The sequence below is a fragment of the Pyrococcus kukulkanii genome (assembly GCF_041647995.1).
GTDB lineage: Archaea > Methanobacteriota_B > Thermococci > Thermococcales > Thermococcaceae > Pyrococcus.
Window position 1 is genome coordinate 306,211 of record NZ_JARRIB010000003.1, and the last position, 22,133, is coordinate 328,343.

Annotated in this window: 27 protein-coding genes and 1 tRNA gene; 12 read left to right on the forward strand and 16 right to left on the reverse strand. The window is 45.0% G+C overall.

Features of this window, described 5'->3' with window-relative positions; all coding sequences use genetic code 11:
* Positions 1-5: 5 nt before the first annotated feature.
* The 3 genes from P8X24_RS07885 to tdh all read left to right on the forward strand — a co-directional run bounded on the left by P8X24_RS07885 (position 6) and on the right by tdh (position 3,116).
* Entirely contained in the window at positions 6-1,070 is a 1,065-nt protein-coding gene (locus P8X24_RS07885) for a type II secretion system F family protein (protein WP_372915130.1), read from the forward strand.
* 4 nt (positions 1,071-1,074) lie between these two features.
* The gene (locus P8X24_RS07890) at positions 1,075-1,998 is read left to right on the forward strand and encodes a type II secretion system F family protein (RefSeq protein ID WP_372915132.1); all 924 of its coding nucleotides are present in this window, start codon (positions 1,075-1,077) and stop codon (positions 1,996-1,998) included.
* A 71-nt stretch (positions 1,999-2,069) separates the two neighbouring features.
* Positions 2,070-3,116: an L-threonine 3-dehydrogenase gene (gene tdh, locus P8X24_RS07895; RefSeq protein WP_372915134.1), complete on the forward strand. Its 1,047-nt coding sequence runs from the start codon at positions 2,070-2,072 to the stop codon at positions 3,114-3,116.
* A gap of 161 nt (positions 3,117-3,277) precedes the next feature.
* On the opposite strand, the gene pheT is transcribed toward tdh, so the two are convergent.
* The 5 genes from pheT to P8X24_RS07920 all read right to left on the reverse strand — a co-directional run bounded on the left by pheT (position 3,278) and on the right by P8X24_RS07920 (position 8,519).
* Complete coding sequence (pheT, locus tag P8X24_RS07900; RefSeq protein WP_372915136.1) at positions 3,278-4,948, reverse strand: phenylalanine--tRNA ligase subunit beta; 1,671 nt, start codon at positions 4,946-4,948, stop codon at positions 3,278-3,280.
* Between the two features lie 58 nt (positions 4,949-5,006).
* Positions 5,007-6,509, reverse strand: a complete 1,503-nt coding sequence (gene pheS / locus P8X24_RS07905) for a phenylalanine--tRNA ligase subunit alpha (RefSeq protein WP_372915138.1) — start codon at positions 6,507-6,509, stop codon at positions 5,007-5,009.
* Positions 6,510-6,722: 213 nt separating this feature from the next.
* Positions 6,723-7,361, reverse strand: a complete 639-nt coding sequence (locus P8X24_RS07910) for a DUF120 domain-containing protein (protein ID WP_372915140.1) — start codon at positions 7,359-7,361, stop codon at positions 6,723-6,725.
* Entirely contained in the window at positions 7,358-7,909 is a 552-nt protein-coding gene (locus tag P8X24_RS07915; protein ID WP_372915142.1) for an endonuclease V, read from the reverse strand. Before P8X24_RS07915 ends, P8X24_RS07910 begins: the two co-directional genes overlap by 4 nt.
* Positions 7,869-8,519 carry a haloacid dehalogenase gene (locus tag P8X24_RS07920; protein ID WP_372915144.1) on the reverse strand — a complete coding sequence of 217 codons (651 nt, stop codon included), beginning with the start codon at positions 8,517-8,519 and terminating at the stop codon, positions 7,869-7,871. The genes P8X24_RS07915 and P8X24_RS07920 overlap by 41 nt, the downstream gene beginning before the upstream one ends.
* Before the next feature lie 84 nt (positions 8,520-8,603).
* On the opposite strand from P8X24_RS07920, the gene P8X24_RS07925 reads away from it, so the two are divergent.
* From P8X24_RS07925 to P8X24_RS07940, 4 genes are read left to right on the forward strand one after another with little or no spacing between them, the layout of a single operon-like run.
* On the forward strand, positions 8,604-8,936 hold the full coding sequence (locus tag P8X24_RS07925) for a transcription factor S (protein WP_372915147.1): 333 nt from the start codon (positions 8,604-8,606) through the stop codon (positions 8,934-8,936).
* The gene (locus tag P8X24_RS07930) at positions 8,918-9,097 is read left to right on the forward strand and encodes a hypothetical protein (RefSeq protein ID WP_372915149.1); all 180 of its coding nucleotides are present in this window, start codon (positions 8,918-8,920) and stop codon (positions 9,095-9,097) included. Before P8X24_RS07925 ends, P8X24_RS07930 begins: the two co-directional genes overlap by 19 nt.
* The gene (locus tag P8X24_RS07935) at positions 9,087-9,836 is read left to right on the forward strand and encodes a DNA polymerase sliding clamp (RefSeq protein ID WP_372915151.1); all 750 of its coding nucleotides are present in this window, start codon (positions 9,087-9,089) and stop codon (positions 9,834-9,836) included. The genes P8X24_RS07930 and P8X24_RS07935 overlap by 11 nt, the downstream gene beginning before the upstream one ends.
* A 31-nt stretch (positions 9,837-9,867) precedes the next feature.
* Entirely contained in the window at positions 9,868-10,431 is a 564-nt protein-coding gene (locus tag P8X24_RS07940; RefSeq protein WP_372915153.1) for a DNA replication complex subunit Gins51, read from the forward strand.
* Here the strand turns inward: P8X24_RS07940 and P8X24_RS07945 are convergent.
* On the reverse strand, positions 10,420-11,652 hold the full coding sequence (locus P8X24_RS07945) for an MFS transporter (RefSeq protein WP_372915155.1): 1,233 nt from the start codon (positions 11,650-11,652) through the stop codon (positions 10,420-10,422). The two genes, P8X24_RS07940 and P8X24_RS07945, sit on opposite strands and share 12 nt — an antisense overlap.
* An 83-nt stretch (positions 11,653-11,735) precedes the next feature.
* Here P8X24_RS07945 and P8X24_RS07950 point away from each other — a divergent pair.
* Positions 11,736-11,884 (forward strand) — tRNA-Trp (locus tag P8X24_RS07950).
* Here the strand turns inward: P8X24_RS07950 and P8X24_RS07955 are convergent.
* The 10 genes from P8X24_RS07955 to P8X24_RS08000 are packed head-to-tail and all read right to left on the reverse strand — an operon-like array spanning position 11,863 to position 18,797.
* Positions 11,863-12,681 carry a GNAT family N-acetyltransferase gene (locus P8X24_RS07955; protein WP_372915351.1) on the reverse strand — a complete coding sequence of 273 codons (819 nt, stop codon included), beginning with the start codon at positions 12,679-12,681 and terminating at the stop codon, positions 11,863-11,865. The genes P8X24_RS07950 and P8X24_RS07955 overlap by 22 nt on opposite strands.
* 9 nt (positions 12,682-12,690) lie before the next feature.
* Positions 12,691-13,368: an aspartate racemase gene (locus P8X24_RS07960; protein ID WP_372915157.1), complete on the reverse strand. Its 678-nt coding sequence runs from the start codon at positions 13,366-13,368 to the stop codon at positions 12,691-12,693.
* Complete coding sequence (locus tag P8X24_RS07965) at positions 13,365-13,880, reverse strand: cob(I)yrinic acid a,c-diamide adenosyltransferase (protein ID WP_372915159.1); 516 nt, start codon at positions 13,878-13,880, stop codon at positions 13,365-13,367. The genes P8X24_RS07960 and P8X24_RS07965 overlap by 4 nt, the downstream gene beginning before the upstream one ends.
* Positions 13,881-13,900: 20 nt before the next feature.
* Positions 13,901-14,839 (reverse strand): transglutaminase-like domain-containing protein, encoded by a 939-nt coding sequence (locus tag P8X24_RS07970; RefSeq protein WP_372915161.1) that lies wholly within the window; start codon positions 14,837-14,839, stop codon positions 13,901-13,903.
* Between the two features lies 1 nt (position 14,840).
* A complete protein-coding gene (locus P8X24_RS07975) occupies positions 14,841-15,434 on the reverse strand; it encodes a lysine exporter LysO family protein (RefSeq protein WP_372915163.1) in 594 nt (197 codons plus the stop codon).
* Complete coding sequence (locus P8X24_RS07980; RefSeq protein WP_372915165.1) at positions 15,431-15,676, reverse strand: hypothetical protein; 246 nt, start codon at positions 15,674-15,676, stop codon at positions 15,431-15,433. Before P8X24_RS07980 ends, P8X24_RS07975 begins: the two co-directional genes overlap by 4 nt.
* Positions 15,673-16,113 carry a hydrogenase maturation protease gene (locus P8X24_RS07985; RefSeq protein ID WP_372915167.1) on the reverse strand — a complete coding sequence of 147 codons (441 nt, stop codon included), beginning with the start codon at positions 16,111-16,113 and terminating at the stop codon, positions 15,673-15,675. Before P8X24_RS07985 ends, P8X24_RS07980 begins: the two co-directional genes overlap by 4 nt.
* 51 nt (positions 16,114-16,164) lie before the next feature.
* Positions 16,165-16,569 carry a Zn-ribbon domain-containing OB-fold protein gene (locus tag P8X24_RS07990; RefSeq protein ID WP_372816803.1) on the reverse strand — a complete coding sequence of 135 codons (405 nt, stop codon included), beginning with the start codon at positions 16,567-16,569 and terminating at the stop codon, positions 16,165-16,167.
* A 1-nt stretch (position 16,570) separates the two neighbouring features.
* Positions 16,571-17,737: a thiolase domain-containing protein gene (locus P8X24_RS07995; RefSeq protein WP_372915168.1), complete on the reverse strand. Its 1,167-nt coding sequence runs from the start codon at positions 17,735-17,737 to the stop codon at positions 16,571-16,573.
* Positions 17,738-17,747: 10 nt separating this feature from the next.
* Complete coding sequence (locus P8X24_RS08000) at positions 17,748-18,797, reverse strand: hydroxymethylglutaryl-CoA synthase (RefSeq protein WP_372915170.1); 1,050 nt, start codon at positions 18,795-18,797, stop codon at positions 17,748-17,750.
* Between the two features lie 252 nt (positions 18,798-19,049).
* On the opposite strand from P8X24_RS08000, the gene P8X24_RS08005 reads away from it, so the two are divergent.
* From P8X24_RS08005 to P8X24_RS08020, 4 genes are read left to right on the forward strand one after another with little or no spacing between them, the layout of a single operon-like run.
* On the forward strand, positions 19,050-19,607 hold the full coding sequence (locus tag P8X24_RS08005; protein WP_372915172.1) for a pyruvate/ketoisovalerate ferredoxin oxidoreductase subunit gamma: 558 nt from the start codon (positions 19,050-19,052) through the stop codon (positions 19,605-19,607).
* Between the two features lie 49 nt (positions 19,608-19,656).
* Complete coding sequence (locus P8X24_RS08010) at positions 19,657-19,974, forward strand: 3-methyl-2-oxobutanoate dehydrogenase subunit delta (RefSeq protein WP_372915174.1); 318 nt, start codon at positions 19,657-19,659, stop codon at positions 19,972-19,974.
* Between the two features lie 10 nt (positions 19,975-19,984).
* On the forward strand, positions 19,985-21,169 hold the full coding sequence (gene porA / locus P8X24_RS08015) for a pyruvate ferredoxin oxidoreductase (protein ID WP_372915176.1): 1,185 nt from the start codon (positions 19,985-19,987) through the stop codon (positions 21,167-21,169).
* Positions 21,170-21,174: 5 nt separating this feature from the next.
* Positions 21,175-22,110, forward strand: a complete 936-nt coding sequence (locus tag P8X24_RS08020) for a 3-methyl-2-oxobutanoate dehydrogenase subunit beta (RefSeq protein ID WP_372915178.1) — start codon at positions 21,175-21,177, stop codon at positions 22,108-22,110.
* The last annotated feature ends 23 nt before the right edge of the window (positions 22,111-22,133 follow it).

The following is a 22,133-nucleotide window of genomic DNA, read 5'->3' on the forward strand; positions in this document are numbered from 1 at the left end:
GAGTTTTGGGTATAATTTCTGTGTTCATAGAATTCCTTGAGAAGCTTGGAGGTAAAACAATAGAAGTTACGGAAGCTCCAATTAGGAAAATTCCCAGGAGAGAAATGTCAATTAAGGATAGACTTGAACTTCTCAAACAGATGAGGGAACAAATTGAAAAGGAAAAAGAGGAGGAAGAGGAGAGAATAATCGAAGAGGCTATAGAGTGGAGAGAAAAGGTAATAACAAAGCCTCTCTCAGAGAGAATAGCAGAAGGAGTGCTAAAGTATTTCAGGGGACCAGTTGAATCTCTCAGCAGGTCAATTAAGGGTCTGGAACTAGACTTATACAGAGCAAATATCTCAATGTCAAAGGAAAAATATGTGGCCCTAATGCTTGGAGTAGGAATTATAGCTGGAATAATAAGCTTTGTTCTTTCTATCGTGATTTTCCTTCCATGGGATATATCAATACTAATTGGAATGGCAGGTTTCATCTTGGGCTTTATGTACATGAGGTTCTATCCAAAGATCTTATGGAGAAGGAGAGTCGAAGATGTTGAAAAAGCACTTCCCTATGTCCTTAGACACATGGCCTCTCTTCTAAGTGCAGGTGTTGGCATTGCTGAGGCCATGGTTTCTGTAGCCAAGTCAGATTATGGGGTGATCTCTGAAGAGTTCAACTTAATCATACAGGATATGCACAAAGGAGCTAGTTTCGAGGACGCTCTCTCAAGATTTGAAGAAAGAATGGCTTCTGATAGTGTCACCAAGGTTGTAAAACAAATATTGAGGGCAATAAAATTTGGAGGAGACCTTGCAGATATACTGTATAAAATGGCAGACGAATTTGCATTTGAGTATAGAATTAAACTCATGGACTACGTTCAGAAAATAAATGGAATAGCATTTGTGTACATGTTTATGTCTGTTGTTATGCCAACGCTTCTAATAGTGGCAATACTTGCAGGGTCGCTCTTGTCTAAACGTCTGATAATCCCAATTTCAGGACTTGCAGTTCTAATGCTATTAGCCTTCCCGCTCCTCTCTACAATAATTGTTGTTATGATTAAGAGAGCAGAACCGAGGTGAGCATATGGCCAAAAAGGAAAGCCCAATAGGCAGTTTACTGGTCAAGTTTATAGAGCGAGTAATTCCTAAGAAAGTTCTAAAGAAATATGATCTCCTCCTGTATTCGGCAGGGATAGACTTTAAGGCTCCAGAATACTTGGGAGTCTCTATTATGTTAGGTCTTATAGTCGGAGCCACATTACTGATATTATCTGGTTCTATTACCCAATTTGCAATAGGAACATTTGTTGGATTTATAGGGTTTGCTTATGTTTATCCACACTTCAAAATTTCTAGGAGAATAGAAGAGATGGAAAGGACTCTTCCTGATGCTCTTTTTTACTTAGCCGGTTCTTTAAGAGCAGGTGTTTCTTTTTCTGAGGCTTTAGGAGAGCTTACTACAACTAAATTTGGAGCCCTAACAGAGGAATTTAAGAGAACTGTCGCTGAGATAAAAAGGGGTAGACCAACGGTAGATGCACTAAGGGCATTTGCACTTAGAAACAGAAAATCCCTCGTAATTTATAGGGCAATGATGATAGTAATTGAAGCGTTGGAAAGAGGTGCCCCAATGGCAGATGTTCTTATTGCTGTTGGCAATGACGTTAGGGAGGTACTAAGGATCAAAAAAGAAAGGAAAGCCTCTACTGGGATGCAGATGATGTTCTTTATAACTTCTGGAGGTTTTGTTGGACCTTTTATCGTGGCTATAATATCAAATATAGCCACTATGGTAACATTAACCCAGGGAACGAACATTCAAATACCTGTGGCGGAGCTTAAAACTATCTTATGGCTATTCTCAATTATCCAAGGATTTATAACTGGCTTAGGAATTGGAGTTATAAGAGAAGGTAAATTCTCCTCGGGAGCAAAGTACGGAGTACTAATAGGCCTTATGGCAGGAGCAGTATACTGGGCTGGCCTTCAGGTTAAGATTGGATTCTAATTTTATCTCCATAAATCGTTTAAATATCTATTTAATATGATAATATGTCAACCGAGATAGGGGGGAATATCATGCCCGAGAAGATGGTGGCTATCATGAAGACAAAACCAGAGTACGGTGCTGAGCTCGTGGAAGTTGATGTTCCAAAGCCTGGCCCAGGGGAGGTTCTCATCAAGGTGTTGGCAACAAGTATCTGTGGTACCGATTTGCACATCTATGAGTGGAATGAGTGGGCCCAATCCAGAATAAAGCCACCTCAAATAATGGGTCATGAGGTTGCTGGAGAAGTAGTCGAGGTAGGTCCTGGGGTAGAGGGTATTGAAGTTGGAGATTACGTTTCAGCTGAGACCCACATAGTCTGTGGGAAGTGCTACGCCTGTAGAAGGGGCCAGTACCACGTTTGCCAGAACACGAAGATATTTGGTGTTGATACTGATGGAGTTTTCGCAGAGTACGCAATAATCCCCGCCCAAAACGTCTGGAAGAATCCAAAGAGCATACCTCCCGAATATGCAACTCTTCAGGAGCCTCTGGGAAATGCAGTTGACACCGTTTTAGCAGGCCCGATAGCTGGAAAAAGTGTTCTCATAACTGGAGCAGGACCCCTTGGATTGTTAGGGGTAGCCGTGGCTAAGGCTTCCGGAGCTTATCCTGTTATAGTCTCCGAGCCAAGCGAGTTTAGAAGAAATTTGGCAAAGAAAGTTGGGGCAGACTATGTCATTAACCCATTTGAGGAAGATGTCGTCAAGGAAGTAATGGATATAACTGATGGAAATGGTGTCGACGTGTTCCTCGAATTCAGTGGGGCCCCCAAAGCTTTAGAGCAGGGTCTCCAAGCAGTGACTCCCGCCGGCAGAGTCTCCCTCCTGGGTCTATTCCCCGGGAAGGTCAGCATAGACTTCAACAATCTGATAATATTCAAGGCTCTAACAGTTTATGGAATAACAGGTAGGCACCTCTGGGAGACTTGGTACACCGTTTCAAGACTCCTCCAGAGTGGAAAGCTCAACCTTGACCCAATTATTACCCATAAGTACAAGGGATTTGATAAGTTTGAGGAAGCCTTTGAGTTAATGAGAGCTGGCAAAACTGGAAAAGTTGTTTTCATGTTAAAATAATGCCTTTACATACGTAATGTTTTTTGACCTTTTTTCAACATTGTTTGCCAAATGTTTATAGGATACCACTTCTGCAACATATGCGGGAGGTAGCCATGGACATAGAGTTGATAATGAACCTAGAGAACTTTGAAATAATGAGCACAATAATGGAAAATATATCAAGAGCGATACAGAGGTCTCAGAAACAGCTCGAAGGCAACTACGGGCACTTCAATATTCCAGTTCTCAAGAACTTGTGGATGAATCTCCCCTATAATCCCTATTTCCTTTCCGTTGACCAGGATTTTACCGACCCTTCCTGGGATAAAGCTTCCGTGCTCCGTCTCCTCTATCTCATACTCAATCCCTAAGTGTCTCATAAGTGAGTCAAGTATTTCCTTTGCATTTGTAAAGGTATAGCCGGTTCCCGCAAGGGCTACCGCTAGCTTTGGCTCGCTAATGGTTTTAGTTTCCCTCGATTCGTCAATGAGTGTCGCGAGCCCAACCTCAAAGATCCTTTGTGGATACTCCACATGAGTGTTGTTGCTTAGGAACTCCATTAAGCTTGGAAGGAGCCACTTCCTTAGTGCACTCCACTTCTGGCTTATTGGATTTGCTATCTCGACTATGTCTTCCTCTGGAATGTTCATCTTTGTGAACTGAACTTCCTTATTAGTTAAGTTGAACGTCATGATCTCCTGTAAGCCAAAGCCGACCATTAAATCCCTTATTGCATCTTCGAAGTCCTTAAAGGGATCTCCTCTTCCCTGAACCGCCAGCTTTGGTTCCTCCGGCTCTATGTTATTGTAGCCGTAGGCTATGAGAACATCCTCCAGGACGTCCCTAGCATGCATTATGTCATCTCTGAACGCCGGATACTTAAGCTTGGCCTTTCCGCCCTCGATTTCCACAGAGTACATCATCCTCCTGAGGAGCTCCTTTATCTCCTCATCCTTCAAATCAAGACCGGAGAGCTTCCTTATGTAACTAAGGTCAACTTCGAACTCTCTCGGGGTTAAGTCCGGGGTTTCTATCTCGAAGTCCTTGTATACAACTTTAACGCTCTTGATCCTTCCTCCTCTCTCCGCCAATGCTGTTACCATAACGTTTAAGGCCAGCATTATCTTCTTTAGATCCCATCCAGTAACATCTATGAAAACATTCTTAGTTTCTTCAGTTACCCTTCCCGTATACTCCGAGTTTATTATCGGGGGCATTGAGAGAACGTTCCCTTTGGAATCAACAAGTAATGGATAATAGGGTTTGCCCCTGATTAAGTGCCCATACTCCTTACCTTTCTCGTGCTTCTCCAAGACTTCTTCAAGGGTTAGCTCCTCAGTGAACCCCAGGGGGACAAACTTCTCACTCCTCTCTGCGGCCCTGTAATAAATTGGGGGCTTAACTTTGTCAAAGTCAAAGACTCCTATCGCTACTTCCCTTCTCCTCCTCCCAAAGGTTAAGGCTACCTTCTCCTGGAGTTGGATTAGTTGACTCAGTGAATCTTCGTCAAACTCCAGTCCCTCCACTATGGCGTAAACACCGTACGGCCTTACATCCTTGAGCTTTTCATCAACGTAAACTACAACGTCGCTCTTCTCAACTTTGTACTCAGGAAGCCCCTTCTGGATGCCTAGGGCAAATCTTATCTGCCTAGCAACACCCTCCGCACTCCACAGGTCGGGTCTGTTCGTGTCCTTTGAATCAAGCTTGAAGTAAACCTTTCCATTCTCTTCCCAAACATCGTCAAGCTCACACTTTGCATATAAAACTAAGTCTTCCCACTCCTCGATGCTGAACTCCCTTCCTATGAGCCTTTCCAAATCGGATTTTGAAACATCGAACTTTGGCATATTATCACCCCCTTTGTGGGCTGGAAGCCTCGCCCTTTAGGACGGGGAAGAGGTCAGCTCACCAGATTAGCCTAGCTTCCCTGAGCCACTTCAAGTCATAGCTGAATAGGTACCTTATATCGTCGATTCCAAGCTTGAACATCGCCAACCTGTCAATTCCAATTCCCCAAGCTATTACAGGCTCCTTTATTCCCAAGGCTTCTGTCATCTCTTCTCTGAACACTCCCGCCCCTCCAAACTCAACCCAGCCAAGCTCTGGATGATAGGCACTCAGCTGAACACTTGGCTCAGTGAACGGGTAATAGTCAGGAAAGAACTTGACCTTCTTGGCCCCAGCTATCTCTATTGCAAATCTCTTGAGTATCCCAAGGAGATGCCTGAAGGTCAAATCCTCACCAACCACAAAGCCGTCAATCTGGTTGAACTCTATTAAGTGCGTCCTATCTAGAACATCTGGCCTAAAGACCCTCTGTATAGTGAAGTACTTCCCAGGAATTTGAACACCCTCAGCAAGTTGCCTTGCGCTTAAGGCTGTGGCGTGAGCCCTTGGCATTAGCAACATTGCCCTCTCCGGGCTCCAAACGTAGCCCCACCCTCTTGATCCTGCTAATCCTTTTTCATGAGCGGTTTTAACTCTCTCGACTAGCTCCTTGTTAGGGAGGTATCCCTTTTCGGGATACTTGAGCTGATATGTATCGGTCCACTCCCTCGCTGGGTGATTCTGAGGCTGGAACAGGGCATCAAAGTTCCAGAACTGGGTCTCGATTAAACTATCAACGGTCATCTCGATGAAGCCCATCTCAATTAACCTTCTCCTTATCTTATCAAGGAAAACCCTATAGGGTTGCTTTTTCCCAGGGTAGATCCTCTTAACTGGTGCCTTTATGTTGAAGGGCTTGAACTCAACTTCCTTCCACTTGCCCGTGCTTATTAGTTCTGGTGTTAGAATTGTAACTTCCCTCTTTAGTTCTATTCCTTCCTTCACGAGCTCTAAGCCCTTCTCCGTTATCTCAACGATCCTTTCCACTATCTCATCTTCCTGAACTACCTTTCTCCTCTTGAGCTCCTTAACTGAGATTACCTTCTCGACTTCCTCACGTGCGAGATAACCTTTTACCGCAAGCTTTTCGAGAATTTCGTCGATTGCCCTCTTTCCAGCTTTCTCCCCCTTCTCAGTGATCTCGAGTATTAACCCTTCAGGAGTCTTTTCAACTTTAACCCACCCCTCTTTTCTCAGTACACCGACTATTGGCTTTATCTCGTCTTTAGCCAGAACTTCCCTTAATTCGTCAAGTTTAACTCTCTTTCTCTCTTTCAGCAACTTAAGGGCCCTCACTTCTGGCAGACCTATTTCAGCGTACTTCTTCCCTGTATCTGTAAGCTTAACAACCTTTTCCCTTTTCTCTTCAAGCCTTACAAGCCCCTGGGATTGAAGCGTTAGAATTGCTCTCATAACGGCAACTTGCTCAAGTCCCGTTGCCTTCATCAACTTCTCGACTTCTGCCCTTTTCAGTTCTCCCAGCTTAAGTAAGACCAGCTTTTCGTTGTAGCTAAGAGTCATACTCACACCCCGAGAAGTGAGGGTCGAAGGTTTAAAAATCCTTTTTGGTTAAATTAGAATGTCCGACCCCGCCCGGAGGCCCGACCGAGGGAGCGTGCCGATAACGGCACGCCGTGAACGAGGCGACGTCGCCGGGCGGACAGGGCCCGGTCTCCGGGGCCGCCTGAGGGAGCCGATAATGGCGAACAATGAGGGCGGGTGGATAAACCGGGCCTATACTGCTTCAATTCTTATCCTGTCCCCATCTTTGAGATTCAGGGCTTTTCTCAAGTTTACGGAGGCTATTATCTCCGCTATCTTTGGAGGATGAATCGTCCGCGAAGGAATGACTATTGCCCCCTCAATACCATTTATCCTGATTCGATAAGCTCTGACGTCTCCAAAAGTTCTTCCATTCTTTACAAAACCTGGGATTATTATAGGCCGAGAGTTACAGAGCGCATCGAATATTGTCTTTGGAAAGATTACCTTAACGTTTAGGGTTCCTGGGTAGGGATTAAATCCCAAGTACTCTCTTATCAGGGGAGAGTACTGCTTAACATAATAGGCCCCTTCCCCAATCCCGGAAACTACCTCGCCGATAATTATCCCCCTGTAAAGTGCTGATGATAACTCCTCGTACAGAGTTTCAAGTAACTCCATACCTTCATCCTTTATCTGAACCAATGTACCCCTTTTTGAGCACCTTCTTGAGATGTACCCCAATTCTTCGAGCTCATCAAGCCACCTGAGAACTGTCTGAGGAGAAACATTGAGCTCTTTAGCGAGCTCTCTTAGGGTCACCGTAATCTCCCTTCCTATTGCTCCCCTCTTTGTAAGGTTTATTAAGAGGAACAGGGTTTTAAGTTTCATTTTATCCTCCCCTTTGACAATTTATCTGCTAATTTTAAGGGTTTTGGATAGCCTGTTTCATCGAGAACTTGGCTAATCACTTCAATGGCATCTTTAAGGGTTACTAAATTTCCAACGCTAACATATACTTTCCCTACCTTTTCGTAGCTTCCCGGAGGGATCCCCCTTAGGAGTTTCTTTGCGACACCTATCGTTGGCTTCTGAAGGACAACCCCGATGTGAGAGGCAAGACCATATCCACGGGGATGAGCCTTTCCATGTCCTTCTACAATTAACACATCAAAGCTCTCTCCTTTAGATGCCAGCAAAATGGGCTTGGTTTCTCGAAGGAAGAAAAATGTGGGAATGTAGGGGAACGAAATTTCAACTTTCAATGTTTTCATTTTTATAATGTCACACCCAGGATAAGTGCATATAACAAAGCCCACCTTAGCTAGGTCCCCTTTATATGAAACATCAACGGCAGCAATTCTTTCGACCTTCCTAAGGGGGACTTCCCTAACTTTCCTACTCAGCTTTTCCTGAGCTTTTGCTATTTTCTCCAGCATTGATGGCCTCCTCCAGCTTTCTCTCAAGCTTCATATTTAGCTTTGCCCTTGTTAGATCCTCAAGTGTTCTCTCCAATATGTACCTTGCCTGATCCTGCTTCTGCCTGACGTTAACGAGACCTTTTGGATACTCAAGCGTTATTAGTTCTCCATATACTTCCTCCATAAACTTGTACGTTTCCTCAGCTCTCTCTATGTTCCCCTCCATTAGGCTTATCAGGAAATATCTCCTTAGCTCACCTATGAAGTCACCAACCCCTAGGATGTAATCTTGGGGTGGTACACCCAGTTCCTCGTAGCTTGGAAAATCTTTGTTCGTTAAGTAGTGGTGTAGTAATGTTGCCTCAGTAAACTCTTGGTTTGCGGTTTGCACGTGGCCTGTATAGTAAAGATCAGGATGATTGCTCAACTTCTCCCTTAGCATGGCCACGAGCTCTCCTGCTTTCTTGAGTCTCTCCTCAGCTATACCCAGTTCCCCTCTATGCATGGCCTTTATTGAATCCCCACTCAGTCTCACTATCTCCCTTGTGATTTGGAGAGCTTCTTCCCTGAGGGAATCTTTCTCATCAAGCACTTCCTTGACCTTTCTTATTGCTTCTTCAATTCTCATGATCTACCACCACTTATCTTGAGATAACAAAGTTTTTATCTTGAACGGCCTAACTTTGCCCTCGGCTAATGTGGGGGTGAGAAAATGGTGAAGTTCTGTCCTAAGTGCGGGAGTATCATGATTCCTGATAAAAAGAGAGGAGTTTTCGTTTGCAGGAAGTGCGGTTATGAGGAGCCAATAAATCCTGAGGATGCCAAGGCTTACAAGAGAACTGAAGAGGTAAAGCACAAGCCCGATGAGGGAGTTATTGTAGTTGAGCAGGATTTTTCAACCCTACCCACGGCAAAAGTTACGTGCCCCAAGTGTGGCTACCATGAGGCGTGGTGGTGGGAGTTACAGACTAGGGCGGGAGATGAGCCAAGCACGATCTTCTATAAGTGTAAAAGGTGTGGCTACGTATGGAGGAGTTACGAATAGAGGTTCTCAGGAGGTTGGCTGAAAGGGCTTTAAAAGATCTGGAGGAGGCATATAAAAGGACCCCTGATATAAACAACGGAAAGACTTATCTATGGAGAGGTAAAGAAAGAGTTAGGCTCATGCTTAACATTCTGAAGGAGGTGCAGGAGGATGCCATTTGAAATAGTCTTTGAGGGGGCTAAGGAGTTCGCCCAGCTCATAGAGACGGCAAGTAGGCTTATAGACGAGGCAGCTTTCAAGGTTACAGAAGAAGGAATAAGTATGAGGGCGATGGATCCGAGTAGGGTTGTTCTAATTGATCTTAACCTCCCAACGAGCATTTTCAGTAAGTATGAGGTCGATGGAGAAGAGACTATTGGAGTAAATATGGATCACTTCAAGAAGGTTCTCAAAAGAGGAAAAGCCAAGGACACCCTTATCCTGAGAAAGGGCGAGGAAAACTTCCTCGAGATAAGCTTACAAGGAACTGCAACAAGGACATTTAGGCTCCCGCTTATAGACGTTGAGGAGATAGAAGTTGACCTTCCAGATCTCCCCTTCACGGCTAAGGTGGTTGTCTTGGGAGAGGTTCTCAAGGAGGCCGTCAAGGATGCCTCCCTTGTCAGTGACAGCCTCAAGTTCATAGCTGGGGAGAACGAGTTCATAATGAGGGCCGAGGGAGAAACCCAGGAAGTTGAAATAAAACTCACGCTGGAAGATGAAGGATTGCTCGACCTAGAGGTTCAGGAGGAAACCAAGAGCGCCTACGGTGTCAGCTATCTAGCAGATATGGTTAAGGGCATTGGAAAGGCTGATGAGGTAACGATAAAGTTCGGCAACGAGATGCCAATGCAGATGGAGTACTACATTAGAGATGAGGGTAGGCTAATATTCCTGCTTGCACCAAGAGTTGAGGAGTGACTTTTCTTTCTTTCATTTCTAGGTGTTGCTTATGGATATAGAAGTTTTAAGAAAGCTCCTCGAAAGGGAACTCTCTTCAGATGAGCTTACTGAGATAGATGAAGAGTTTTATAAGGATCTAGCTAGCTTTAGGAAGGCCCTCGAGATAAATGCCGAAAGACATGAGGAGAGGGGAGAGGATATAGAGAAGAGGCTCTATTTGGCTCAGATTTCTCTACTTCAGCAGATAGTTAGAGAAATACTCAAGATAAGGTTGCATAAAATAGTTGATATGGCCTTTGAAGGGGTTCCCAGGAACCTAGTTGGAGACGAAAAAAAGATATTCGCAATAATATCTGCCTTCATAAACGGAGAGCCTCTCCCTCTCGAGGGAGAAGTGGAGATAAAAGAAACCGAGGAGATTATCGAAGAGAAACAGACAAAGCCCGCTTTTATTGACCTTTACCTGCTAAGGGTGGATATACCTAGGATCATAGACGAAGAGCTCAGGGAGTATGGACCCTTCAAGGCCGGAGACTTAGTCAGCCTTCCAAGATCCCTGGGAAATGTTTTAGTGAAGAGAGAAGTCGCCGATAGGATAACACTAAGCCTTTAGAACCAGAATCAAGGCCAAGATTAATGGAACAGCTGTTGAGTACAGCATTAGCTCAAAGCTTATGTCCGCTAAGTATCCGCCCAGTAGGGGACCAACTACCCACCCGAGACTCATCATGGTGTTAAGTAGACCCATTCCCTGGCCCCTCTCTACTGGAAGAACTCTTTTGGCAACATATGTTGAGGAGGAGCTTATCATCATTGCCCACTTTATTCCAGAGAGTATGCATACGAGGGTCATAAGCTCAACGGAATTTGCCCAAGCGTAGCCTAAGAAGGTGAATATGTAGCCAATCAGGGAGATTTTATAAAATAATCCTTCACCATACTTATCTATTAGTCTCCCAATTGCGAGGGAGCTTAAAGCTGCAGCTAAGGAGTCAATGCCAAAGAACATGCCAACGAATTCTTCTCCAAACTTCTCTTGGAAGTACACGGAGAGTGTTGAGTAAACCTCACCAGACGCTATCATCGCCAAGAACACTGAGATGTAAAACAATCCAAGTTTTCCCTTCATTAATCTTTTGAACGCTAACTTCGTTAGCTCAACCCTCTCAGATTCTCTGCCCTCTTGCCCTATTATTAATTTGTCACCTCCCCTTTTCGGTCTCTCCCTCTCCTTTATCGGGATCAGAAACAGTATTGAGAGTAGGGAAAATGCAGAGGCTACGAAGAAGGCACTCCTAACGTCCATACTCTTCACTATGTAACTCCCTAGGAAGTTACCGGCCATGTAACCTATGTTCTCAACAAAGTTAAAGAAACCAAAAGCCGACCCTATCTTTGTAGAGAGCTCTGGGATTAGTGCTGAGTAGGCCGGTGTCATTGAAGCGCCTAAGGCTCCCTGTATCGCCCTAAATCCAAGTAGGAGGATCGGAGTTGTTATAAAAGCTATTACGGCGTAAGTTGTTGCTGAGGAGAGTATTCCTAGGGCTATGAAGGGTTTCCTTTTTCCTATCCTATCTGAGAGATAGCCGAAGGGATATTGGAAAATGGTTGACGTTATATTGAAAACAACGCTGAGCATCCCAACAAGGAACATAGTTCCCCCAATAATCTTCATGTATACCGTGAGGTAGGGGAACGCTATTCCCCAAGATAAGTTAGCGAAGAACATTGCTATAGCAAAGAAAAGCATGTTCCTCCTTGTTATACTTTTCTTTCGAACTTTTCTTGCTTTCTCGTTTATTCCCTGGAGCGTCACTGCTTTCCTAGGGTTCATTATAACCACCTTCTAAACGTTTAACCGAGAACCATATAGGAGTAAAGCTTATAAGCTCATCGGGTGCTAAAGCTTAATCGAGTGGGGGCGTGGTGTAGCCTGGTCCATCATCGCGGGCTCCAGAGGCCATGAGGACAGGCGGGTTTGCTGACCTCGGGGCGTGATGAACCTTTGGAGCCCCGAGGGCCGGAGAAACCCGCGGACCGGGGTTCAAATCCCCGCGCCCCCACCACCTAATAATTCTCTCCTAAAGACCGCTAAAGGCGGATCTGGATACTTCTCTCTCATGTAAAAGCCTAAAGCAAAAAGATCTTCAAGAAATCCCTTAATGCTTCCAGGAAGAATAATCCTTGCTTCTTCAGAATTCTTGGATAACCAAGCCATTGCTGGTAAAACCTTCCTAATGGCATCTGGTGTATACGAGAGAGGTGTGAACTTGGGAGAATCCTTAGATTTTATGAATTTAATACCCTGATATTCGTAAACCTCTCCTTTAGTTAGTATCCACCTAAGAGCCTCCTTGCTTGGGTGAACAAATCTGTATCCAACTGGAATCAGCTCAAGATTGATATCCTCTAAAGTCAGAGAAGATCGTGACGGTTTCTCCATGGAGTAAGAGCTAGGTCTAAATCTAAGGTTGTAGAATTCCCCAATTATTCTAAACCCAGTTTTTAGAGCCATCTTTGCACTCAAGCTTCTAAACCTGTTCGTGACAAATTCCATTGCGACAGCTATTCCCTTTTTTGCTAACTCTTCCCCCTTTGCTAAGAGAAAGTTATGTAGCATTTTTCCAAACCCTTTTCCCCTAAATTCTGGATGAACTCTGAGTCCTTCCATCCAAAGAACCCTATTTGGAAACAACGTTAGCTTTGCAGTTCCTATTATTTTGCCATTAAGCTCAAGAACAAAAAAGTTGTCTCCCACCCACTCATCAAAGACTTCGGGAATATAATCTCCACCCATGCTCCTTGCGAGCTCTTCAATGCCCTTCTTGTCCTTAGGTTCCGCTTCTCTTATAATTGGCTCCATTTTTCTTCACTAACCTAAAGCCAACTTAACGGCTACTTCTGCAATAACATCCATTGGATCTACCAATCTAGCTTTTAGGTCTTCCTGCCTCAAAACAACGCTAACTTCTGTGCATCCCGCTATTATGCAGTCTGCGCTTTTTCTCTCCAGCTCTTTAGCTACGTTAAGCAGGATCTCCCTCCCAAGCTTTAAATTTCCGGCCTTGACGCCTTCATATATTCCCCTCATAACCTCCTCCTGGTTTTCGGGTAGAATTACTTCAATTCCATACCTCTCTAGGGCTTTGTGGTAAACCCTACTCACTATCGTTCCCGTTGTTGCAATAAGCCCAGCTTTTCTGCATCCAATCTCGCTAAGCATCCTTGCAGTCTCCTCTACCATACTAATAATTGGTATTCCTATCTCCTTTTGTATGTCCTCTATGAATGCATGCGCGGTGTTGCATGGCATTATTATAAAATCTGCCCCACACTCCTCGAGCTTTTTTGCAGTCCAAATAAGCTGGGGCCTTGGATCTTCTCCCTTCCCCAGGATAAAAGCCGTCCTGTCAGGTATTTGGGGGTTATTATAGATTATTATCTTGGGATGGTCCTGATCCCTCTTTGCTGGGGTTTTTTCAACGATTCTCCTGAAGAGCTCAACTGTAGCAAGGGGACCCATCCCACCTAGTATTCCTATAACTTTCATTTTGCCTCCCTCAGCTTCCCTTCTTTCATCTCGATATCCCTAGCCAGAAGGAACAGGAGGTCGCTTAGCCTATTCAAGTAAATCAAGGCCCATCTCCCAATTCCATATTCCCTGAGAACGGTCGCAACCCTCCTCTCTGCCCTTCTCGCTATGGTTCTACATACATCAAGCTTGGCACTCGCCACCGTTCCTCCCGGAAGAACGAAGCTTCTCAGCTCTATTCTCTCTTCATAATCCCTTATCAGGCTTTCAAGCCAATCGATCTCCTCCCTTCCAACGCCTTTAAACTGACCTTTGCTGCCCAGCTCCCCCATTATTCTGTATAGGTGGGCCTGAACTTTATCCAGTATCTCCCTAACCTGCTCGTCGACATAGTGCCTTGCTTCCCCCAAGAAGCTCGTTAGCTCATCTATAGTTCCGTTGGCTTCTGTTATTGGAGAGTCCTTCCAAACTTCATCTCCTCCAAAAAGCCTCGTGGTCCCCTTATCTCCGACCTTCGTCGTAACTTTCATATCATCACCGAATAAATGATTCACTTAGCCAAGAAAAGCTTAACTACGAGGTCATCCCCCTCCCAGTACGCGTACGTCCAGAACGCCTTGTAGGTTTGTAAATCTTTACTCACTTCACTATCTTCTACAATGGTCTCGGCGAGCATTGTGGCGTACTGCTGGAGAAATATGGGATTGTAAGATATCCTGAGCATTTTAAACCTGAACACCCACACCTTCTTTTCTGAGAATCCTGGGGGGATTGTAACCCTTAGCTCTTCCCTGGGGAAAAGGCCTGTTTTTCTCCTAAATATTTTTGCTATTTCCCTGCTCAGCTTGAAGGCATCATAGTAGGTGGGGGTATAATCGTTCTCCCTAAACCTGTCAACTCCCCAGATGCCCACATACGATACATTTCCTGGGATGTTAAGCATGTAAACTTCAGCAAACGTTATAACTTTACCATTGTAGGCAAAGCTTTCCCAGTAGCTCCCCAAATCGCGTGGGGGGAGCTTTTGATCGAGTATGAAAGTGTAGTTCCCGATCTCTACCGCGACAGCGGAGTGTAGCGTTGGTGTCTCCGAGAAATGGATTACCAAAACGTAAACCGGAGTTACATTTAAGGCCAGAAGAATCCCCGATGTAAGGACGGTGTAGTCAGTGCAGACCCCTTTTCTAATCTTTAAAAATTCCGAGGGCCTTAGTATGATGCTCGAATTCTTGAAATCATCGTATCTAAGATTTTCCTCCTCCCACTTGAGAATGTCCCAGATTGTCCATTCAAGGGTTTCGTTCTTGAATTTTGCTGAAAGGTTTGTTAAAAGATCCCAATCTTGAGGGATGTAACAGGATAAAGCGAGGGTCAAGTTTGACGTTAAGCATTCCTGGGGTCCATTAACGGTCTCTGTAAATTTGTTTCTCTGAAGACATCCCGATGAGATAAGGAGAATCAACAATATGATTACTGCTAGTTTCCTCATTCTATCCACCAGCCGCAATCGAGGCGAGGAACGGGACAATAACCGGGACTATGAGGGACAGTATGAAGCCATGGATGAAGGCGATCATCGTTATTTCCTTCCCACCGAACTTTGTGATTATGGGAAGAGTTGAATCCATCGTCGTTGCCCCGCCAATAGAGATTGAAGGCTCCTTGCCAAACATATTAGCGAAGAAGGGATACAAGATCACGGTAAATACCTCCCTGAGGAAATTAGCGAGAAATCCTATGATGCCATAGAAAGCTGAGTACTGGGCCAAGATAGGGCCGGTAAGGGAATACCACCCAACTCCAGCAACAACTGGAATAGCCCATTTTAGAGGGATATTTAAAATGATTCCTCCAATAACACCTCCAATTAGAGAGCCAATTAACGTGGCTATGGGAAGAAGCAGACTCTTCACGCTTAGGCTTTTCTTAATATCGGCCCATCTACCGTGGAGTCCTATGTCGAAGCCTATAATGAAAATTAGGAGATAGAGGGTGAGCTCGTACAGCTCCCCCGCCTTCACTCCCATTTTTCCCAGTATGTACCCTGCTATTAGGGAAGCTATAACGACCACAGTAACCTTCACTTTATCCCCCTCCACAAAACCTTTGCCGCGCCAATGCTCCCTGCAACTGCAAATAGCATTAGAGTAAAAGAGTAAAGAACGGCCTTTGTCGCGCTAACCTCAACCTCTCCAGCCTTTATCCCCATAAGGAATACAAGAGCAATTACTGATGCAGACATTAAAACTTCGGTATTAACCTTTACTTTATTTCTTAGCAGGTATCCCAGGATGATCCCCAAGATTAGTGGAATCAGGAAGTTCATCTTGCTATCTCCTCCACGAGTTTTACCGCCCTTGGAATAGCCCTCTCAACGCTTTCACTGAGTTCAAGGCCAAGCTTTATCTCCTTAATAGTTATCCCAACGAAGTGTATCTCAGCACTTCTCAGCCTTTCGTCGAGGACCATTAAGAGCTTAAGCCCTTCTATGGCACCCATAAAGTGGGCGCTCCTGATTTCCGCCTTCAATCTTGAGAACACTTCCCCTCCTTTGAGGTGAATAACCTCTCCAGGATTTTCTGAAAGAACCGCATCGATAATTATAATTCTCTCTTCTCCCTGGTAAACCCTCTGAAGTGAGAAAATGTCAGTCCCCAGCTCCTCTACCCTGTAGCCCTTCTCCTTTAGTACCCTGCCTATCTTTATCCCTACTCCATCGTCACCCATGACCTCATTTCCAAGTGCAACTATTAGCGTTCTCATCAAAATTTGAAAAAGAAATAGAGTATTTAAAGCTGAAGTCGAGAAGAAAAGTCACTTCAACACGGGCCTAAACTTGTAGCCGTACAGTATTATTCCGTCTTCATCAAATTCCCTGATCTTCCTAGTTACCATCTCTACTTCCATGCCCTCCTTAATTTCATCTGGATCGACGTCAGTTAGCTGAGCCAGTATTATTGGTCCTTCCTCAAGCTGTATCAGTGCTATTGGATATGGTTTATAGTACTCGAAACCGCTTGGCGGATTCCTAACTAATGTCCATGAGATGACTTTGCCTTTGCCGCTGAACTGGAAGTCTTCAACGTTCCTGCTACCACAAACCGGACAGACGGGTCTCTTCGGGAAGAACACGTGACCGTTCTCACACTTCCCTCCAATGAGCCTGTACTTCTCCTTGAAATGCCTCCAGTAACGGGAAACCTGCATTGGCTTCCCCATTTCAGACCCTCCTCAAAACTGTAACGGTTATATTTGAGCCTGTCCCACCAATATTCTGTGTAACTCCAACCTCAGCATCTGGAACTTGAATTCCCTCTGGTGCTTCTCCTCTCAATTGAAGCACAGCTTCAACTGTCTGATAAACTCCAGTGGCTCCAACTGGGTGGCCTCTCGCCTTAAGTCCACCCATCGTCTGGATTGGATAATCACCATCAATCGCTATCTGCCCCTCCTTTGCAAGCTTTGCTCCCTCTCCCTTCTTTGCCGCACCCAGTGCTTCCAAGCTTAGAGCGGCCATGACCGTGAAGGCATCGTGAACCTCGAAGAAGTCTATATCATCAACCGTGACTCCGGCCATCTTATAGGCCCTCTCAGCGGCAATCTTGGCGGCTTTAAGTGTGAGTAGGTCTTCCCTGTTAGCGAGATTTATTGTGTCAATGGCTCTTCCCATTCCTGCAATTTCAACCCACTTCTCCTTTGGAATTCCAAGCTCCCTAGCTTTTTCGGGAGTGGTTATTATCACCGCGGCAGCTCCATCGCAAACTGGAGAAGCGTCGAACAGCTTTAGCGGGTCAGCTATGTAAGGACTCTTCATAACGGTATCAACGGTGATTGGTCTCTTGAACATTGCATAGGGATTCTTTGCACCGTTAGCATGGGCATTGACTGCGAATAAGGCTAGATCCTCTTCCGTGTATCCATAAGTCTTCATATAATGCCTCATTATCAACGCGTTAAGGGCCACAAAGCTTGCTCCATGGAATAGCTCCCATTCCGCATCGCTTGCATAGGCTAAGTATCTAGTTGCATCACTTGGCCATGCATCGGTCATCTTTTCAACACCAACAACGAGAACAACATCCTCAAGACCACTTAATACGGCCTTTGCTCCCTCTTGGACAGCTGCACCTCCAGAGGCACAAGCCGCTTCGATTTTAACGGCGGGTATATTCCCAAGGCCAGCCCAATCAGCTATTAACGCTCCAAGGTTTTCCTGCTCGACGAATGCCCCAGAAGCCATATTACCCACGTAGAGCGAATCGACTTTATCTACGCTAGCGTCATCCATGGCGTTGAGAATTGCTTCAACCGCGAGATCCCTAAGTGAGAGCTTCCAGTGCTCTCCAACTGGGGTCATTCCAACTCCAACAATAATTGCTTTCCTCATTTAAATCACCTCAAAGTATGTATTTTCTTCTCGCCTTGGCGTACAGTGCGTAGTCGATGACCTTCCTCCTCTTTATGTAATCCTCAACTTTTGGAGCAAGATCTCTCTTCTCCTCAATTGCATCCTGAACAACTATGCTGAACGCATCGCTTCCCGCTCCCGAACCAAATGAAACCCAAAGTATCCTGTCCCCAGGCTTTGCAATGTCGAGAACTGCAGAAATTCCAACCATCGTTGCTCCGCTGTAGGTGTTCCCAATCTTTCCGGTTAAGAGTCCAGGAAGGACTTTTTCCTTAGGTATTCCCAAGATTTTAGCTACAGTAAGCGGGAATTTGACGTTTGGCTGATGGAACACGGCATAGTCAAAGTCACTTGGTTTTAAACCGAGTTCATCCATTAACGTCTTCGCTGCAGTTATTATGTGATGGAAGTACGCTGGCTCTCCGGTGAATCTGTTTCCGTGCCTAGGATAATGCTCATGTTGCCTCCTCCAGAAGTCAGGAGTGTCGGTAACATAGGAGTAGCTCCCCTCAAAGTACGCTAGGGTTTCATTATTCTTCTCCCCAATTATAAAAGCTGCTCCTCCAGCTCCAGCAGTAAATTCAAGGTGATCAGCGGGTCTCCCTTGGGCTGTATCAGCCCCTATTGCCATTGCGTATTCTGCCATTCCAGAGGCGACGAAGCCCATTGCAGCTTGTAATGCTTCAGTTCCAGCCTTACACGCGAATTCAAAATCCGCAGCCTCTAAATCTGGAGTAGCCCCAATGGCTTCAGCTATTATTGTTGAAGAAGGCTTAACTGCATAAGGCTTACTCTCAGTTCCAAACCATATTGCCCTTATTTTCCTAGGATCTATTTTAGCTCTCTTCAGGGCGTTTCTTGCAGCTTCAATTCCGATAGTTACGGCATCCTCATCAAGACCAGGAACGGCTTTTTCTTCGATTGGGAAGCTTGAAACCCCCCAAACTCTACCTATCTCTTCATTTCTGATCCTGTACATTGGCACGTAGGCCCCATAACCAACAATACCCACGTCTTTTGCTGGCTTTAGCAGTTTCATTCACATCACCTTTTAGTGAATTTTCATTAGGACGAACTTTCGTATTTGGAGGATTAAGGATTATATAAAAGGCTTTCGGTGAAAGCCAAAATATCATTCGTTGATTATCGAACACATGAAATAAACATTTTCAACTAAAAGTTTAACAATTGACGTGACAAGCTTCACTCTCCACCGAAAACTAAATAAATGGAACATAATCAAACAAAAAATGATCCAGATTAATCTGAAAAAATTCAAGGAGGCTTGAAGATGATAGAGATCCGTTTTCACGGTAGAGGTGGACAAGGTGCCGTTACAGCTGCAAACATTCTCGCTGAAGCAGCATTTCTAGAGGGCAAGTACGTTCAAGCTTTCCCATTCTTCGGTGTTGAAAGAAGAGGTGCTCCAGTCACAGCATTTACCAGGATAGATGACAAGCCCATTAGGATCAAGACCCAGATTTATGAACCCGATATTGTCGTTGTTCTCGACCCAAGTCTCCTTGAGACTGTGGATGTTACCGCCGGTCTTAAGGATGATGGGATCGTTATTATAAATACCGAGAAGAGCAAGGAAGAAGTACTTAAGAATCTTAAGAAGAAGCCAAAGAAGTTAGCCCTGGTTGATGCTACTACAATAGCTCTCGAGGTTCTCGGCCTTCCAATTACGAACACTGCAATTCTTGGCGCGATTGCAAAGGCAACTGGACTTGTAAAGATCGAGAGTATCAAGGAAGCTATTAAGGATACATTCTCTGGAGAACTTGGGGAGAAAAACGCTAGAGCTGCCCAAGAAGCTTTTGAAAAGACCCAAGTCTTTGAGCTTTAACTATCTTACTTTTTAGCTTAACCCTCTTCCTGAGAATGGGGTGGTCAACGTGAATACGCTATTTGGGAAAACCAAAGATGAAGCAAAGCCAATTTCTCCTAAGTCTGTAGATGAATATCCAGAAGCTCCAGTTAGTTTAGGAACCACACTAGTTAACTTCACCGGAGATTGGAGGACTTTCATGCCCGTTGTTGACGAATCTAAGTGTGTAAAGTGCTACATTTGTTGGAAGTTCTGTCCTGAGCCGGCAATTTACATCAAACCAGATGGAATGGTTGCAATAGACTATGACTATTGTAAGGGTTGTGGAATTTGTGCAAATGAGTGCCCAACCAAGGCAATTACGATGATGAGAGAGGAGAAGTGAGGTGTTAACTATGGAGTACAAGCCAATTAAGAAAGTTGTAAGCGGTAATTATGCGGCTGCTTATGCAGCTCTCCATGCAAAGGTTCAGGTTGTTGCCGCTTATCCTATAACCCCTCAAACGAGTATCATTGAAAAGATCGCTGAGTTCATCGCTAATGGCCTCGCAGACATTCAGTACATTCCAGTTGAGAGTGAGCACTCTGCGATGGCCGCGTGTATAGGAGCTTCCGCAACTGGAGCTAGAGTTTTCACAGCAACTTCAGCTCAAGGTCTTGCTCTGATGCACGAAATGCTTCACTGGGCCTCTGGAGCAAGATTGCCAATAGTAATGGTCAATGTGAACAGAGCAATGGCCCCTCCATGGAGCGTTTGGGATGATCAAACTGACTCGCTTGCTCAAAGAGACACTGGATGGATGCAGTTCTATGCAGAGAACAACCAAGAAGTTTACGACGGGGTACTGATGGCTTACAAAATTGCCGAGAATGTAAACTTACCAGCAATGATCATAGAGAGCGCATTTATCTTGAGCCACACCTATGATGTAGTCGAGATGATCCCCCAGGAACTAGTGAATGAATTCCTCCCGCCTAGAAAGCCCCTCTATAGCTTAGCAAACTTTGACGAGCCTTTCGCCGTCGGCGGGCTCGCAACTCCAAATGACTACTACGAGTTCAGGTACAAGATAGCGAAGGCTATGGAAGATGCAAAGAAGGTTATTAAAGAAGTTGGTAAAGAGTTTGGTGAAAGGTTCGGAAGAGACTACAGTGAGATGATAGAGAAGGCCTACATCGATGACGCAGACTTCGTGTTTATGGGAATGGGTTCACTCATGGGAACGGTTAAAGAAGCGGTTGACCTTTTACGGAAAGAAGGCTACAAGGTGGGTTATGCAAAGGTCCGCTGGTTCCGCCCGTTCCCAAAGGAAGAGCTTCTCGAGATAGCGGAGAGCGTGAAAGGAATAGCCGTCCTAGACAGAAACTTCTCATTTGGTCAGGAGGGTATCCTCTTTAACGAGGCTAAAGGATCTCTCTATAATACCAGTGCGAGGCCAATAATGAAGAACTACATTGTAGGACTTGGAGGAAGGGACTTTACGGTCAAAGACGTTAAGGTTATTGCTGAAGATATGAAAAAGATTATTGAGAGCGGTAAGTTGGATAGGGAAATTGAATGGTATCACCTTAAGAGGTGAGAGTGATGGAGGTTCCTGAGAATATTAAGAAGAGGCTCACCATTCCATTTGACGAACATTTTTATGCCGGCCACACGGCCTGCCAGGGCTGTGGTGCATCTCTCGGCCTTAGGTACGTCCTTAAAGCCTACGGAAGAAAGACTATAATTGTAATCCCAGCATGTTGTTCAACGATAATAGCTGGACCTTGGCCATACTCAGCTTTAGACGCTAACCTCTTCCATACTGCTTTTGAAACTACTGGAGCCGTGATTAGTGGTATTGAGGCCGGCCTGAAAGCTCTTGGTTACAAAGTTAAGGGAGAAGATGGAATAATGGTGGTCGGCTGGGCCGGCGATGGAGGAACTGCAGACATAGGTCTTCAGGCCTTGAGCGGATTCCTCGAGAGAGGCCACGATGCAGTTTACATTATGTACGATAATGAGGCTTATATGAACACCGGAATCCAGAGGTCAAGCTCAACCCCCTACGGAGCATGGACCACAAATACCCCGGGAGGAAAGAAGCACTTCCTTGAGAAGAGACACAAGAAGAAAGTTATTGATATTGTAATTGCTCATAGGATTCCTTATGCTGCAACTGCCAGTGTGGCTTATCCTGAGGACTTTATAAGAAAGCTCAAGAAGGCTCAGAAGACCCCTGGGCCTAGCTTTATTCAGCTCTTTTCTCCCTGTCCAACAGGATGGAGAAGTCCAACTGACAAGACAATAGAGATTGCGAGGCTGGCGGTACAAACCGCATACTTCCCGCTCTTTGAGTACGAGAACGGCAAGTACAAGATCAACATGCCAAACCCAAAGAAGGATCCAAAACCAATCGAGGAATTCCTCAAGCTACAGGGGAGATTTAAGTACATGACAAAGGAAGACATTGAAATACTTCAGAAGTGGGTGCTTGAGGAGTGGGAGAGGCTCAAGAAGCTTGCTGAAGTGTTTGGTTGAATTCCCCTTAATTTATTTAAATT

Excerpts from the sequence above, each read along its gene's own strand:
- porA (WP_372915176.1), top strand. The coding sequence starts at position 19,985 with ATGGAGTACAAGCCAATTAAGAAAGTTGTAAGCGGTAATTATGCGGCT.
- P8X24_RS07990 (WP_372816803.1), bottom strand. The coding sequence starts at position 16,569 with ATGGGGAAGCCAATGCAGGTTTCCCGTTACTGGAGGCATTTCAAGGAG.
- tdh (WP_372915134.1), top strand. The coding sequence starts at position 2,070 with ATGCCCGAGAAGATGGTGGCTATCATGAAGACAAAACCAGAGTACGGT.
- P8X24_RS07910 (WP_372915140.1), bottom strand. The coding sequence starts at position 7,361 with ATGAAACTTAAAACCCTGTTCCTCTTAATAAACCTTACAAAGAGGGGA.
- P8X24_RS07960 (WP_372915157.1), bottom strand. The coding sequence starts at position 13,368 with ATGAAAGTTATAGGAATACTAGGTGGGATGGGTCCCCTTGCTACAGTT.
- P8X24_RS07965 (WP_372915159.1), bottom strand. The coding sequence starts at position 13,880 with ATGAAAGTTACGACGAAGGTCGGAGATAAGGGGACCACGAGGCTTTTT.
- P8X24_RS07955 (WP_372915351.1), bottom strand. The coding sequence starts at position 12,681 with ATGGAGCCAATTATAAGAGAAGCGGAACCTAAGGACAAGAAGGGCATT.
- P8X24_RS08000 (WP_372915170.1), bottom strand. The coding sequence starts at position 18,797 with ATGAAACTGCTAAAGCCAGCAAAAGACGTGGGTATTGTTGGTTATGGG.
- P8X24_RS07935 (WP_372915151.1), top strand. The coding sequence starts at position 9,087 with ATGCCATTTGAAATAGTCTTTGAGGGGGCTAAGGAGTTCGCCCAGCTC.
- P8X24_RS07980 (WP_372915165.1), bottom strand. The coding sequence starts at position 15,676 with ATGAACTTCCTGATTCCACTAATCTTGGGGATCATCCTGGGATACCTG.
- P8X24_RS08005 (WP_372915172.1), top strand. The coding sequence starts at position 19,050 with ATGATAGAGATCCGTTTTCACGGTAGAGGTGGACAAGGTGCCGTTACA.
- P8X24_RS07915 (WP_372915142.1), bottom strand. The coding sequence starts at position 7,909 with ATGCTGGAGAAAATAGCAAAAGCTCAGGAAAAGCTGAGTAGGAAAGTT.
- pheT (WP_372915136.1), bottom strand. The coding sequence starts at position 4,948 with ATGCCAAAGTTCGATGTTTCAAAATCCGATTTGGAAAGGCTCATAGGA.
- P8X24_RS07925 (WP_372915147.1), top strand. The coding sequence starts at position 8,604 with ATGGTGAAGTTCTGTCCTAAGTGCGGGAGTATCATGATTCCTGATAAA.
- pheS (WP_372915138.1), bottom strand. The coding sequence starts at position 6,509 with ATGACTCTTAGCTACAACGAAAAGCTGGTCTTACTTAAGCTGGGAGAA.
- P8X24_RS08020 (WP_372915178.1), top strand. The coding sequence starts at position 21,175 with ATGGAGGTTCCTGAGAATATTAAGAAGAGGCTCACCATTCCATTTGAC.
- P8X24_RS07930 (WP_372915149.1), top strand. The coding sequence starts at position 8,918 with ATGGAGGAGTTACGAATAGAGGTTCTCAGGAGGTTGGCTGAAAGGGCT.
- P8X24_RS07920 (WP_372915144.1), bottom strand. The coding sequence starts at position 8,519 with ATGAGAATTGAAGAAGCAATAAGAAAGGTCAAGGAAGTGCTTGATGAG.
- P8X24_RS07945 (WP_372915155.1), bottom strand. The coding sequence starts at position 11,652 with ATGAACCCTAGGAAAGCAGTGACGCTCCAGGGAATAAACGAGAAAGCA.
- P8X24_RS07890 (WP_372915132.1), top strand. The coding sequence starts at position 1,075 with ATGGCCAAAAAGGAAAGCCCAATAGGCAGTTTACTGGTCAAGTTTATA.
- P8X24_RS07985 (WP_372915167.1), bottom strand. The coding sequence starts at position 16,113 with ATGAGAACGCTAATAGTTGCACTTGGAAATGAGGTCATGGGTGACGAT.
- P8X24_RS07940 (WP_372915153.1), top strand. The coding sequence starts at position 9,868 with ATGGATATAGAAGTTTTAAGAAAGCTCCTCGAAAGGGAACTCTCTTCA.
- P8X24_RS07970 (WP_372915161.1), bottom strand. The coding sequence starts at position 14,839 with ATGAGGAAACTAGCAGTAATCATATTGTTGATTCTCCTTATCTCATCG.
- P8X24_RS07995 (WP_372915168.1), bottom strand. The coding sequence starts at position 17,737 with ATGAGGAAAGCAATTATTGTTGGAGTTGGAATGACCCCAGTTGGAGAG.